Here is a 14,730-nt window from a genome sequence, read left to right on the forward strand (position 1 = left end):
AAAATAAAAGAGCCTGCCGCAGGAGAACCCGCAGCAGGCATTACCTCTTTTTTTAACGCTCTTCTTTTAAAGACCACCCGGTCTTTAATCCAATTACAAAAATCACCAGCAGGGATTCACCAGCCGCCAGCAATATATCGCCTGGCACTCTTAACCAGCGGAGTGTCTGCATGGTATCAGTATGCATGAACTCCGCAGATCTGGCGTACCAGTAACCATGTTGTATAGAAGCGATTGCCTGCAGAATGCCCATTGGCAACATACTTACCGTCACCATCACAAGCAGGCCTGCATTGGTGAGCCAGAAAGACCAGCCCAACAGTTTATCATTCCACTGTCTGTCAGGATATAACCCTCTCAGCACAAACAGCATCAGACCAATACCCAGTATTCCATACACGCCGAACAATGCAGCGTGACCATGTACTGCCGTAGTATTCAGACCTTGTATGTAGTACAGCGCAATAGGAGGATTAATGGCAAAACCGAAGATACCTGCACCCAGGAAGTTCCAGAAACACATGGCTACCAGGCAATAGATCGGCCATTTATAAGCTTTGATCCACGGTGTGGATTTGCTTAATGTGTAGTTGTGATAAGCTTCGTAACCTATCACTACCAGCGGCACGATTTCAAGTGCACTGAAAGTCGCACCCAGTGCGAGTACAGAGATCGGAGTAGCACTGAAGTACAGGTGATGGAAGGTACCAATGATACCACCAAAGAGGAAGATGATCGTAGAGAAAAGTACCGCAGTCGTAGCAGGTTTGATTTGCAATAATCCCAGTCGGCAGAATAGGAAAGCACCCACCACTGTGGCGAATACTTCAAAGAAACCCTCTACCCACAGATGCACTACCCACCAGCGCCAATACTCTGCAACAGCCATATGTGTTTGTCTGCCATACATCAATCCAGCTGCATAGAATACAGCAATCGCTATAGAAGCGATGACGAAAAGGGTCAACAGGTGGCGGCTTTCATCTTTTTTCCGCAATGCAGGCAACAATGCTCTCAGCATTAAAACTAACCAGATCACCAGTCCTGCGAGCAACAGTATTTGCCATATTCTTCCCAGTTCTATATATTCATAACCCTGATGTCCCCACAGGAAGTTGTCTACCAATCCTAATTTCTGCATGACCCCCAGCCATTGTCCGATCAGGGAACCTACTACAACAATCAGTAATGCTGCAAATAGGATATTTACACCCAGGCGCTGGAACTTAGGCTCATGGCCGGATACAGCAGGAGCTATGTACAGCCCTGTAGCCAGCCAGGAAGTGGCAATCCAGAAGATCGCTAACTGAACATGCCAGCTACGTGATACGGAAGCAGGCAGAAATTTATCTAACGGTAACCCATAAAATGCATTCCCTTCCACGCCATAGTGGGCCGTGATCACACCTGCCAGCATTTGCACGATGATCAGTGCACTCACGATCCAGAAGTACTTTAACGTAGCTTTCATGGAAGGTGTAATCACGGTATGCCGTAAGGGATCTTCAGTAGGTAGCGTAGTCGTATGTTCTTCTGCATTACGTGCGTGGTAAAAGATAAGCAGACCGGTACATGCTAACAGCAATAACACGCTGAATCCAGACCAGAGATGCAGAGAGGAGGAAGGAACATTGCCCACGATTTCATCACCGGGCCAGTTGTTGGTATAACTCACTGTACCTCCAGGGCGTTCGGTGATACAAACCCAGGTAGCCCATGCGAAGAATGCATTCATCTTGCGCATGCGTTCAGGATCTTTAATGGTATGTCCAGGGATCGCATATTGTTCGCGGAGTTTTGCGAAAGCAGGATCTCCTTCACGCATAAACAGGTTGCCGTAATAAGTAGAGAGTTCGTTGAAAGCGGCTACTCTCGCAGGTACAAATACGATGGTGTTGGTGGTGGCATCGAATGTGTTTTTGCGGATCGTGTTTTTGAGTCTTTGCTGGTACATGGCCTGTACGTCGTCAGGCAGTTGTGTATAGTCTTTTTGATCTGCAATGGCGAGTGCATGCAGCATGATGGTTGATTCGCGGTGCAGGTAGTCTGCTGTCCAGTCTGGAGCGATATAACTACCGTGGCCCCATATGCTGCCTACAGTCTGGCCACCGATGGATTGCCATACATTTTGTCCATCGCGGATATCCTGTCCTGTGAAGAGGACATTGCCTGATTCGTCAGTGACTTTATCCGGTATAGGAGGGAGTTGGTGATAGATGTCTTTGCCAAAGTAAATTAAGACGGCAAAGCTGGATAGTAAGACCATGGCAAGGCCTATCCATAGTTTTCGTACGGTCATTTTATTAAATTTTAATAAGGAGAGATGTGGTATTATGCCGGGCGGGTCACTGCATGTTGCATGACGGCCGATATTTTTTGTGCCCTGTTTTTGGCTGCCTGTGCAGTTTCGCCGGCGAACAGTTCATCTATGGTTTGATGAAAAATGGAGAGCCAGGTATTGAAATGCATCGTGTCGATGGCCATTCCGCGGTGTACACTCATAGGATCGCCCTCGTACTTTCTGGTATAGAGGAGGAGTGTACTCCAGAAGTTACATAGTTTCTGCAGGTGGGTATCCCAGTCTTTGATGCGGGCGTTGAAGATGGGACCTATGGTGTTGTCCTCTCTTACCCGGGCATAGAAGGTATGCACCATGAGTTGTATGTCTTCTTCGGTTGTTATATCGGTTAGCATAATTTAATACCTTTTTGTCTTTTATTAGTATAAAAAAAATGTCAGCGTTTCAGGAACCCAATGTCTTTGGTGAGTTTTTCGTGAAACTCGTCCAGTCTGGTGTTGTTCAGCATATTAGCCATGTCTTCCCTGATTCTCTTGAACTCGTGGTGGATGGGACAGGGTTTGGTTTCTGAGCAGTAATCCAGGCCAAGTCCGCAGCCGGAGAATATCTTGTCGCCGTCAATGGCTTTGACGATGTCGGCGATAGAGCATTGAAGGGCTTTGTCATCCAGGTAAAAGCCGCCGGTGGGGCCTTTGAAGGAGAGGAGTAAGCCTTTTCTGGTGAGTTCCTGCAGGATTTTGGCGATGAAGTATTCAGGGGAGTCAATACCCGCAGCAATGTCCTTTACGCCGACTTTGACGTTGTTTTTGGATTGCTGTGCAATATAGATCATTGCCCTGATGCCGTATTCGCAGGTTTTTGAAAACATAGGGCAAAGATAGGGTGGAATTAATAAAAGACAAAAAAGTATTTTATTGGGGTCCGTTTTGAATTTAGTCAAGCCGGCCGCTTGCTCATAGAAGGGGGCAAAATTGGATGGATGGACAAATGGGGGGCAGACCATAACAATATAAGAGATGAGATTTTATTTTTGAAAACCTATGCAGTATTTTTAAGTGTAGCATTTACAATCAATTCCATGTTATATAGACTTTTGTTATCCTGTTTATTGATTGCCTGTTTGAAAACGGATGCGCAGCTGGTGTGGAATACCCAAAGCCAGCATGCGGGCGAATCTATGCCGTGTGGAGGTGGGGATATTGGGTTGAATGTGTGGGTAGAAAAGGGAGATCTCCTATTTTATTTATCACGCAGCGGTACGTTTGATGAGAATAATGCCATGCTTAAGTTGGGAAGGGTAAGAATACGTGTAGAAGGCAGGCCGTTTGACAAGGGAGACTTCACGCAGGAGTTGCACTTGCAGGATGGGAGCGTGATTGTAAGTGGAGGCGGGGTACGCATCGTATTGTGGGTAGATGTATTTCACCCGGTGGTGCATGTGAGTATGGAAAGTAAAACAGCCGTGCGGATGAGTGCTGTTTATGAATCATGGAGATATGAGGATCATGTTATTACTGATGCGGTAGAGTGCAGGGCTAATTCATACAAGGTATTACAACCTTTTCCGGTTACGACTTATAAGGATACTGTTTCTTTTGTGGAAAACAGGGTACAGTTTTATCATCGCAACAGAGATGATAAGGAGGATATTTTTGATTATACAGTGCGGATGGAAGGAATGTCTGCTGTGAAGGATCAGTTATATAACCCAATCCGGCATAATACTTTTGGAGGAATTATGCAGGGGAAAGGAATGGTAGCAGGGGATCGTACTGCTGGTCAATATGCAGATACAAAATACCGGGGGTGGGAATTGAGAACATCCAGGCCGGTAAAGTCGCAGGAAATAACAATAGGACTGCATGTAGCACAGACGAATACATCAAAGGAATGGGAAGAAGGGCTGCGGGCATTAATAAAGGAACCAGGGCCTGTATCGGTAGAGACATCAATGGAGTCGTCTTTGGAGCGGCGACGCAGCATCAAATGGTGGAAACAATTCTGGACCCGTAGCTATATTCATATTGATAGTAAAGACGCTGCTGTTCGTACAATAGGCCGTAATTATGAACTATTCCGTTATCAGTTAGCCTGCAATGCATATGGTGAATGGCCTACAAAATTCAACGGCGGCTTATTCACATTTGATCCTTGTTATGTAGATAGCAGTAAACATTTTTCCCCTGACTTCAGGGCATGGGGTGGAGGTACCATGACCGCGCAAAATCAACGACTGGTTTATTTCCCCATGTTGAAAAACGGAGATGGAGATATGTTGAAAGCACAATTTGATTTTTACCTGCGCATATTACACAATGCATCTTTGCGTAGCAGGGTGTATTGGAACCATGGCGGGGCGTGCTTTACGGAGCAAATAGAAAATTTTGGTCTGCCCAATGTAACGGAGTACCACCCGAAAAGACCGGCTGGTACTGACCCCGGTGTAGAATACAATAAATGGTTGGAGTACGAATGGGAAACGGTGTTTGAGTTTTGTCTGATGATGTTGGATGAGCAGCGATATGATGGTGTGAATTTACAAAAATACCTGCCGTTTATAGATAGTTGTTTGTCTTTTTATGATGCACATTATCACAAATTCGATGCACAGGGGCATTATATATTTTATCCTACTTCTGCTGCGGAGACGTATAAGCTAACTTATAATTCCACTACTGTGATAGCAGCGATGCAGACGATTTTACAAAGATTAATATTGGTTGCACCTGATCCAAAATGGGATACGATGCTGGCGCATTTGCCACCCATTCCTTTAGGTGAATATGAAGGTCATACCACCATTTTGCCAGCAGAGAAATGGGACAGGATTCAGAACAGGGAAACGCCACAACTTTATCCTGTATTTCCCTGGGGGATTTATGGCATTGGAAAACATGGATTGGATACGGCTATTAATACTTATAAATACGATCCTCAGGCAGTGGCGCAATGGGATTATACAGGTTGGAAACAGTATTCCATCTTTGCTGCCAGATTGGGGCTGACAGCAGATGCGGCAAAATTAAGTGGATGGAAATTTAAAGATGGGCCACATCGTTTTTCTACATTCTGGGGCCCGGGTTTTGACTGGACACCGGATCATAATTGGGGAGGATCAGCCATGATAGGGGTGCAGGAAATGCTGCTACAAACGGATGACAGAAAAATTTATTTATTACCCGCATGGCCGGGAGAGTGGGATGTATCTTTCAAATTGCATGCGCCTTATAAAACGACTGTGGAGGCAGTGGTGAAAGGGGGGAAGGTTGTGTCATTGAAAGTAAACCCGAAGGAAAGGGAGAAAGATGTTATTTACCCAGGCAGGGGGGATTGATCTGTGAAAGTAACCCCGGCAGCAACGGAGTAGGATGTTATTTACCCGGACCGGGGGTTGTGATTGATCTCTGAAAGTATTCCCGGCAGTAAAGAGCTGATCAATCCAAACTGTGGTGGCATATGATTTGATTTACCTTATTTATCCCCAAATGGATAGCAAAAGATATGCAAAACGGTACGATGATCCAGTATTTCCACTGGTATACTTCCGCAGATGGCAGTTTATGGAAAGAAGTAAGCAAGAATGCCAAAGCCCTGGCTGCGATGGGCATCAACGCCGTATGGCTTCCTCCTGCATATAAAGGAGCCGATGGCGCTAACAGCCATGGTTATGACACTTACGATAAGTACGACCTGGGCGAGTTTGATCAGAAAGGATCTGTACGTACCAGATTCGGTACCAAAGACGAATATATTGCCGCCGCAAAAGCCATACATGATGCAGGCATGCAACTGTATGTGGATATAGTGGCCAATCATATGATAGGCGCAGATGAAACAGAGAAAGTGACAGTGCGGAAGGTAGATATGGAAAACAGGAATAAATTCATTTCTGAGCCTTACGAAATAGAAGCCTACACCAAATTTACCTTTCCGGGCAGGAAAGGACAATATTCACAGTTTATATGGGATCACCGGTGTTTTACAGGTATCGACTATGCTGCAGATACGCAGGAGAGCGGGATCTTTACCATTCAGAACGAATATGGAGAAGGTTGGGAAGAGGTCGTGGATGATGAAAAAGGCAACTTCGATTATTTGATGGGTGCCGATGTGGAATTCCGTAATCCCGAGGTGAGGGAAGAATTTAGGAGATGGGGAGAATGGTATTATGATATTGTGAAATTCGATGGATTCAGATTGGATGCAGTAAAGCACATTACCCCTGACTTTTTCAAGGAATGGCTGGAGCAGATGCGGCAACATACAGGACGGGAAATGTTTGCAGTAGGGGAGTATTGGGCACCTGGGCACCTGGATTTATTATTGAAATATATAGATGCTACAGAGGGAAGAATGTCATTGTTTGATTCTTCTCTGCATCATAACCTGCATCATGCATCAAAGAGTGGAAAAGATTATGATCTGAGTAAAATACTGGATGATTCGCTGGTGACCACCAAGCCTTTTCTGGCGGTGACGGTAGCGGGAAATCATGATACGCAACCTTTGCAGGCGCTGGAGGCCCCCCTGGATGATTGGTTTAAACCATTGGCGTATGCGTTGATCTTGTTGAGAGAGCATGGTTATCCATGTGTATTTTATGCAGATCTGTATGGGGCAGAGTATACTGATAAGGATGGAGAGGGGAATGATTGCCATATTTCGATTGCACCGGTATTAGGCCTGGATAAGTTGATTAAGGCAAGGGATCAATATGCGTATGGTATGCAGCGGGATTATTTTGACCATCCGAATTGTATTGGTTGGACGAGGGAGGGCGATGAGGAGCATGCAGGTGCTGGTTGTGCGGTGGTGATGTCGAATGGGGAAGAGGGGAATAAACATATGGAAATAGGGCAACGGCATGCAGGGAAAAAATTCAGGGATATAACGGGTAGCCGGGAAGAGGAGATTACGGTGGGTGAGGATGGTTGGGCAGAATTTACCTGTGGAGCCGGATCGGTGGCTGTGTGGGCGGAAGCGAGATAGAAACGGAGATGAATTGAAAGGTATACTTAATCAAACAGAGATAAATGGAAAACGGAATCATAATCAGTTAATAAGACGTAACAAATAAAAGCCCCTGTAAACCCGGCCAATTATATGGAAGGTAACCACCCAAGGGCTAAAACTTTTTATCTTTACGCTCTCTAAACCTGAATTATGACCAAAATCCTTTGTCTCTCACTGGCGCTGTCATGCAGCATACTCAGCCATTTAAACGCACAAAATAAAGAATTTAAAAACGACGCACCCATTTCACCCAGCCGGATCCTGAAAATCGACTCCGCTGTAGTGACCCATCACGAAGTCACTATCAAAGGCCAACGCGTTCCTTACTCCGCTCAGGCAGGCAGCATGCCTATCTGGGACGAAGATGGCCGCCCACTGGCAGGTGTGTTCTACACTTATTACGAAAGGGAAGACATCAAGGATAAATCAAACCGCCCACTGGTTATCTCTTTCAACGGAGGACCCGGCACCCCTTCTGTCTGGATGGAAATTGGTTATACCGGTCCCCGTCTTCTCAACATCGATGATGAAGGTTATCCTGTGCAGCCATTCGGTATGCGCGAAAACCCAAATTCCATCCTGGATGTGGCAGATATCGTTTACGTAGACCCTGTGAATACAGGTTATTCCCGCCCTGTGAGCAAAGATGTTCCCGGTTCCCGCTTTTACGGCGTAAATGCAGATATCAAATACCTGGCAGAATGGATCAATACTTTCGTAACCCGCAAAGGCCGTTGGGCCTCTCCTAAATTCCTGATCGGCGAAAGCTATGGTACTACCCGTGTATCTGGTTTAGCACTGGAACTGCAGGATGAACAATGGATGTACCTGAACGGTGTCGTGCTCGTATCTCCAACCGATTTAGGTATTGAACGCAGTGGTCCGCTGGATCAGGCACTGAGCCTTCCTTACTATGCGGCTACGGCATGGTATCACAAAAAACTCCCTGCAGACCTGCAATCCAAAGATCTTAATGATGTATTGCCGGAAGTAGAAAACTTTACCATCAATGAACTGGTGCCTGCTATATCAAAAGGCGGCTCTCTGGATGATGCACAACGGAAAGCACTGGCTCAACGTATGAGCCGCTACAGTGGATTATCTGCACAGGTGTTCCTGGAAAATAACCTCATCGTTTCCTATAACTTATTCTGGAAAGAATTACTGCGTGACCAGGGTTATACCATTGGCCGCCTCGATTCAAGATACAAAGGTCTGGATAAGCAAAATGGTGGTAGCAGACCTGATTACAATGCAGAACTGACTGCATGGTTACAGGCTTTTACCCCTGCTATCAACATTTACCTGCGTGATGAACTGGAATATAAAACTGATCTGAAATATAACATGTTCGGACAGGTATGGCCATGGGATAATCAGAATAATAAAACTGGCGAAAACCTGCGTCAGGCAATTGCACAGAATCCTTTCCTGCACCTGCTGGTACAATCTGGTTACTATGACGGAGCCTGTGATTATTTCAATGCAAAGTATAGCATCTGGCAACTGGATCCAGGCGGTAAACTGAAAAGCCGTATCAAATGGGAAGGTTATAGAAGTGGACATATGATGTACCTGCGCAAAGACGATCTGGCTACTGCTACAGAGAACCTCAGGAAATTTATTAAAGAGGCAACACCAGCTAAGGGTACGCCTGCTAAATATGAATAACTTTTTTAAACAGACTGTATCATCATTACGATACAGTCTGTTTTTATTAGGGTACCTGGTGGAAACAGCCAGACCTTAAATACACTCTCTTCTTTTTGAATCACTATGGAAAGACTGCTACAACATGTACAACGCTTTGTAGAATTAAACAGCGAGGAACAGGAGCTGTTATTATCCTGCATGAGATATGAAGAAGTGAGTAAGAAAACACATTTGCTCAAACAGGGAAAGATCTGTACAGGAAGATATTTTGTAATAAAAGGATTGTTGCGGCAGTATATCGTCGGGGAAAACGACGCAGAGCAGATTACGCATTTTGCACTGGAAAACTGGTGGATAGCGGATTATGATAGTTTGGAGCGTAGACAGCCTTCGGAGTTTTTTATACAGGCAGTGGAGCCTACTGAATTGCTGGTGTTGGATAAGGAAAAGGAAGATGAATTGTTTAGGCAGGTACCTAAAATGGAGCGGTATTTCAGATTGGTCTTACAGCGATCTTATGCGGCTTCTATGATGCGGATTAAGTATATTTTTACCACGAGTGGAGAGGAAAGATATAATCATTTTAATAGTTTGTTCCCGGAGTTTATACAGCGTATTCCCCAATACATGTTAGCTTCTTACCTGGGGTTTAGTGCAGAGTTTTTAAGCAAGATCAGGGCAAAAAGATCTTGAACTAGTTCAAGATTTTCAAGGGCAATTCTACCCCAACTTTGTGTCAACAACAAAAACAAATTGACATGCAAAACAGAATTGACATTAGTAAAGTAGAACCTGAAGCTTACAAAGTGATGATGGCTTTTGAGAAATATGTACATGGTACAAAGTTGACACCTATTCAACGCGAGTTGATAAAGATAAGAACATCACAAATTAATGGTTGCGCGTATTGTCTGGATATGCATACAAAAGATGCAAGAAAGTTAGGCGAGACAGAGCAAAGGATTTATACATTATCAGCGTGGAGGGAAACTCCTTTTTTTACAGCAGAAGAAAGAGCTATATTGGCACTGGTAGAGGAAGTAACGGAAATTAGTAAAGGTCATGTAAAGGATGAAACGTATACAGCGGCAGCAAAGGTATTAGATGACCAGACGATTGCCCAGGTGATCATGGCGACGATAGTGATAAATAGTTGGAACAGAATAGGAATAGCGACTAATATGCAGCCTGCGTGATGAAACGTAGAAATCCCAACGAATATCCTACAGGAATTAGCTTAAATTTATAGATGAAAACACTCATCACCCTCGAAGAAGTCGCATTCTTTTTCATTGCGCTTGTATCATTCCATCTACAGTCGGCCTACATCTGGTGGCTATTCCCCGCTTGTCTGTTGTTGCCTGACTTATCTATGTTAGCATACCTGGCAGGGCCAAAAGCAGGCGCATATGTATATAACTTTGTACATCACCGGGCAGTAGCATTTGTGATCTATTGTTTAGGATGGATGTTGCATAGTGAGTTTTGGTTGTTTGCAGGAATTATACTTTTTGCGCATTCTTCGATGGATAGGGTGTTTGGGTATGGGTTAAAGTATGTAACAGGATTTGCAGATACACATTTAGGAAAGATAGGAAAACGCCCCATGTAAGGGGCGTTTTCCATTATTTACCAAGCTGCCTTATTAAGAATTCAGCCGCGGCTTTATTAATCTTGACTTCATTGCTGTATTTCATCCAGTGATGTGTATCATCTGGAATACTCAGTGTTTCGTAATGCACACCTTTTTGTTCCAACCTATTAATGAGATCGATACTTTGATTGAAGTTTACATTTCTGTCATCATCTGCATGAATCAATAACACAGGAGATGTCCATGTATCAACATGTGCAACAGGCGATGATTGCCATGCTACTTTCTCTGCAGTATCAGCATCTGGTGCAGGGGTAGCCGTAGGCGGTGGGGAGAATTGCATCCGGTTATGTACCCCATGAATATCTACGCCGGCTGCAAATAATTTTGAGTCCCTGCCTAGTGCATGGGCCGTGAGGAAGCCACCATAAGAACCGCCATAAATACCAATTCTTTTAGTATCTACCTGCGATTGTGCCGCCAGCCATTCTCCTGCAGCTTTCACATCCTGGTATTCGGAAGCACCTAATACCCCTGCACTGGCGGGTTTATGAAACTCATAGCCATAACCAATCCCCAACCTGTAATTGATGGCCAAAACAATGAAACCATTATCTACGAGGTATTGATTTAAAGCATAATCAATAGAATAATAATCCATCCAGTGCCAGCCTAATACCATCTGGCGTTGAGGTCCGCCATGTACATATACAATGGCTGGCTTCCTGGCAGGGCCACCTGCAGGTTGATATAATTGGGCATGAACAGGTGTTCCATCAGGTGCTTTGAAGATCACCTGTGTAGGTGTAACCAGTTTTGCAGATGGAAAATCTGAAGGAAGAAGAGAGGCGCCTATCAATGCTGGTTTCCCCTTTCCAAAAGGCATCTTTGCGGCGAGCAGCGGTTGCTGTGCATTGGAAGTAAATAGGATCACGGTTTGTGCATCGCCTGTTACGACAGGATAAGTTTCAATGCCATCACCGGTAGTGAGCATTTCCATGGCGGCTTTATCAACCGGTACCCGGGCTATGTGGCGCCGGTCTATATCCTGTGGAGAGGGGCCATTGTTCGCACTAAACACCAGCCATTTTTTATCGGCCGTCAGCGAGATCTGTTCGCACATAAAGTCGCCGGGAGTGAGTAAAAGCGGGGTGCCACCAGTACCTGGAATGGAATAGAGATGAGGCCATCCATCATGATAAGACAGGAAAGTTACCCGGTTATTAGCTCCCCAGTGTAGGTTGGTCCCGCCATCGGTAGTAGGAAAAGATCCACTTAATGTAGTAGGTGCTTTCCACAATAACGTAGAATTCCCGTCACTGATCCTGGCCGTTCTTATTTCCCATGGTTTATGACGCCGGGGCAGGATAGAATCTGTAGCACCGCCGGTACCCGGTGTGCGGACAAAGGCAATCTGTTGCCCATCCGGCGACCAGCGGGGTGAATTATCCTGTGAAAACCCGGGTGAGATCCATTGAATAGAAGTGGTAGGATTTGTATAAACACCAATAAAACTATGACCACTACGATCAGATACAAAAGCGAGTTTGCTACCATCGGGCGACCATTCGAGCGAGCTACTGGTACCTTTGATACTGAATAAAACCCTTGCAGGTGCAGAGCCATCGACGGCTACGATGTATACCATCCCACCTTTTACAAAGGCAACACTGTCACTGTGAGGTGACAAGGCTGGAAAATCCCCCTCCGACAATACTTTGGCAGGACCGCCATCAAATGGAACAGACCAGATCTCAGTTTTTGGAGGTATAGGATCATGTGCAGGATTGACAGGGTTGAAACCGTCTCTGCCACTATGATCGCCGCCACGGCTATACACGACCCATTTACCATTGTCAGATATGGAGAGGCTGGTGATCTCCTGTCCATCATCCTGTGTATAGTTGCTGAGTTTGCGGGGAGAAAAGTCGGGCCCGATGGCCACATAAACATTTCTTTTTCCCTGTTCATTTACAGCCCATGCCACTCTGGAACCCTGTGCCGAAGCAGTAAGTTCAGAAGGAAAGGGGTAAGCGGTAACGGCTTCCATGGTATAATGTTGGCCATAGGCCATGGAGGCGAAGCATAAATAAAAAGCTGTTAGTAAAGATGGTTTGCACATGCATTATCTGGTTTACAATGGTGGGTAGGATGGTGGTGGGACTAAGATAATGTCAATTTTTAAAAAATGCAGCTAAACATCGCTGAAGCAAGATACATCAGCGATATTTAGTTGGACCTGCAATGATTAAGCAAAAACCAATTACAGTGGAATTAAGATTTTTGTTGCTGGATAATGTTCCTGATCACGAATTCGGTGAGTGCGTTACGACCGGAAACACCTAGTTTTCCGGCAATTCTGTAGCGATGATTCTCGATTGTGCGGATAGACACACCCAGTTCGTCAGCCATTTGCCTGGTACTTTTACCTTCAGCGATCATTTTAATGATTCTGTTTTCTGCCTTACCCAATCTGTGATACAAAGTTTGCTGAGCAGTGTTGGGATTGGCCAGAGAGACGGTGCTGGTTTCTTCAGGAGGTCTGACGTGGTTAAATTTGGCGAAGCGACCCAGTCGGGAGCGGATGCTGAGGAGCAGGTCCCGTTTCCTGAAGGGTCTGGCCAGGTAATCGTCGGCGCCGAGGTTCATGGCCATACGCATCTCCTGTCGGTTATCCCGCAAGCTGATAAATATGAGCGGGATGTGATCATAAGCCGGATCATTTCTGAGGGCCATAATAAAATGGTGGCCTCCGGTACCGCGTAAGTGGGCACCACAAATGATAAGGTCTGGTTGATGGTTCTGACAGATGATGATCCCTTCTTCCTCTGACGCGGCTGTGTATGTGTCATATGATTGTGATACAAGTAACTGCCGCGTTTGCCTTACAAATACCTGGTCTTCATCTACAAGTAATATTTTATAGACTGCAGTGTTCATTAGAAAAGTTGATATACAGGTATGAAAAATTTAACAGGCGAAACTTCAAAGATTTGCCTGCTCATGCCTGGGTAAATAAATGGGGACAGGAACTGAGTCTTGATAGCGCATAACGCCAGGAAAAAACGGTGTAATCGTATACATCTTTTACTTGGTTAATATTAAGTTTTTACCTCCGGTGATATGCAGATAGAAACGGGCTTTTTTAGTGCCTGTCGGATCTGCCTCCATCAGTTGATATAGTCAGGTTTCTTTCTAAAAAGATATGGGAGTGGTCTTTCTTCTGCGTAAATATGTATGAAATAACGGGTGTGGCTTCAAGGAATACTATCGCATACCTGTAAAATAAGCGCTAGTACTCAAAAATAGATGTGCTGATACTCATTTTAAACGATGAAAAAATGAAAAGAAATCCCGCTTCCAGCTTGATTTGCCAACTTTGACGGGGTATCAGATTAAACACACCAATATCCTTATAACCACTTACTGGCCTGGTTTACCATAGGTACACCGGGCCTTATTTTATATGTAACCTTCCTCATCTTCATGTTGCTATGGGAACACAGCCGTCATCTACTGTACAGAAATTGGACCATTTGCTTATAAACCAGTTCATTAACAAATAAGCGGGCCACAAATGCATTAGTAAATATACTAATTTTTAAAGTTCTCAGTGGATGATCTGTAATTATAAAAACATGTTAAAATAATATCATATTAAAAAAGGGTGTTCTTTTAAATCCTCCTGGGCTTAAAAAAAGTTATCCACATTGTACGCATTTTCTAATGAGTCAAATTTTGTATAAACACGATCTGAAAACAGAATCGAACTTACTCTTATGGCTATCTGAAAAACTATAGAGGAGAACATATTAAGATTTCCATAAATCCTTTGCGGAGAGTACATATGAGGCCAAAGGGGGAAGGTGAGTACTACTCATTAATTGGAAATGAAGAGCTGATTTTTGGATGGGAGCTGCCAGGTATGAAGAGTGAATAAATTTGTAATAGTTTGATTTATAATAACCAAATGGTAGTATTTGTGGGGTATTAATTTTCTAAAAAATATTGTTTTATCAATAAATATAGATATTTTTATATTCGAATTAACTATATCCTTGACAATCGGGATTTTATAGTCAAAAAACCATAACCAATGATAAACGCTGCATTATATCAGATCTGGACCGCTCTGAACGAGTTGCTGAGGGCGCCCACTTACCGCCTCAGA

The 14,730-nt window shown here is 44.4% G+C and carries 11 protein-coding genes; 6 read left to right on the forward strand and 5 right to left on the reverse strand.

The window, feature by feature from the left end:
- Nucleotides 1-52: 52 nt before the first annotated feature.
- The 3 genes from SIO70_RS12015 to SIO70_RS12025 are packed head-to-tail and all read right to left on the reverse strand — an operon-like array spanning nt 53 to nt 3,167.
- Nucleotides 53-2,299 carry a nitric-oxide reductase large subunit gene (locus tag SIO70_RS12015; RefSeq protein ID WP_320581100.1) on the reverse strand — a complete coding sequence of 749 codons (2,247 nt, stop codon included), beginning with the start codon at nt 2,297-2,299 and terminating at the stop codon, nt 53-55.
- 32 nt (nt 2,300-2,331) lie between these two features.
- Nucleotides 2,332-2,694: a group III truncated hemoglobin gene (locus SIO70_RS12020; RefSeq protein ID WP_320581101.1), complete on the reverse strand. Its 363-nt coding sequence runs from the start codon at nt 2,692-2,694 to the stop codon at nt 2,332-2,334.
- Between the two features lie 41 nt (nt 2,695-2,735).
- A complete protein-coding gene (locus SIO70_RS12025; RefSeq protein ID WP_320581102.1) occupies nt 2,736-3,167 on the reverse strand; it encodes an Rrf2 family transcriptional regulator in 432 nt (143 codons plus the stop codon).
- Nucleotides 3,168-3,377: 210 nt separating this feature from the next.
- Here SIO70_RS12025 and SIO70_RS12030 point away from each other — a divergent pair, with 210 nt between their 5' ends.
- The 6 genes from SIO70_RS12030 to SIO70_RS12055 all read left to right on the forward strand — a co-directional run bounded on the left by SIO70_RS12030 (nt 3,378) and on the right by SIO70_RS12055 (nt 10,577).
- Complete coding sequence (locus SIO70_RS12030) at nt 3,378-5,633, forward strand: DUF5703 domain-containing protein (RefSeq protein WP_320581103.1); 2,256 nt, start codon at nt 3,378-3,380, stop codon at nt 5,631-5,633.
- A 182-nt stretch (nt 5,634-5,815) separates the two neighbouring features.
- Nucleotides 5,816-7,288, forward strand: coding sequence for an alpha-amylase (locus SIO70_RS12035; RefSeq protein ID WP_320581104.1), 1,473 nt, complete (start codon nt 5,816-5,818; stop codon nt 7,286-7,288).
- Between the two features lie 174 nt (nt 7,289-7,462).
- A complete protein-coding gene (locus SIO70_RS12040; RefSeq protein WP_320581105.1) occupies nt 7,463-8,983 on the forward strand; it encodes a S10 family serine carboxypeptidase-like protein in 1,521 nt (506 codons plus the stop codon).
- A gap of 105 nt (nt 8,984-9,088) precedes the next feature.
- On the forward strand, nt 9,089-9,658 hold the full coding sequence (locus tag SIO70_RS12045; protein WP_320581106.1) for a Crp/Fnr family transcriptional regulator: 570 nt from the start codon (nt 9,089-9,091) through the stop codon (nt 9,656-9,658).
- A 65-nt stretch (nt 9,659-9,723) separates the two neighbouring features.
- Complete coding sequence (locus tag SIO70_RS12050) at nt 9,724-10,161, forward strand: carboxymuconolactone decarboxylase family protein (RefSeq protein ID WP_320581107.1); 438 nt, start codon at nt 9,724-9,726, stop codon at nt 10,159-10,161.
- Between the two features lie 53 nt (nt 10,162-10,214).
- Nucleotides 10,215-10,577 (forward strand): DUF4260 domain-containing protein, encoded by a 363-nt coding sequence (locus SIO70_RS12055; RefSeq protein WP_320581108.1) that lies wholly within the window; start codon nt 10,215-10,217, stop codon nt 10,575-10,577.
- Between the two features lie 13 nt (nt 10,578-10,590).
- Here SIO70_RS12055 and SIO70_RS12060 read toward each other — a convergent pair whose 3' ends face one another.
- Nucleotides 10,591-12,681 carry a S9 family peptidase gene (locus SIO70_RS12060; protein WP_320581109.1) on the reverse strand — a complete coding sequence of 697 codons (2,091 nt, stop codon included), beginning with the start codon at nt 12,679-12,681 and terminating at the stop codon, nt 10,591-10,593.
- 152 nt (nt 12,682-12,833) lie between these two features.
- Complete coding sequence (locus SIO70_RS12065; protein WP_083720487.1) at nt 12,834-13,499, reverse strand: response regulator transcription factor; 666 nt, start codon at nt 13,497-13,499, stop codon at nt 12,834-12,836.
- Nucleotides 13,500-14,730 lie beyond the last annotated feature (1,231 nt).

This window comes from Chitinophaga sancti, from assembly GCF_034087045.1.
Lineage (GTDB): Bacteria > Bacteroidota > Bacteroidia > Chitinophagales > Chitinophagaceae > Chitinophaga > Chitinophaga sancti_B.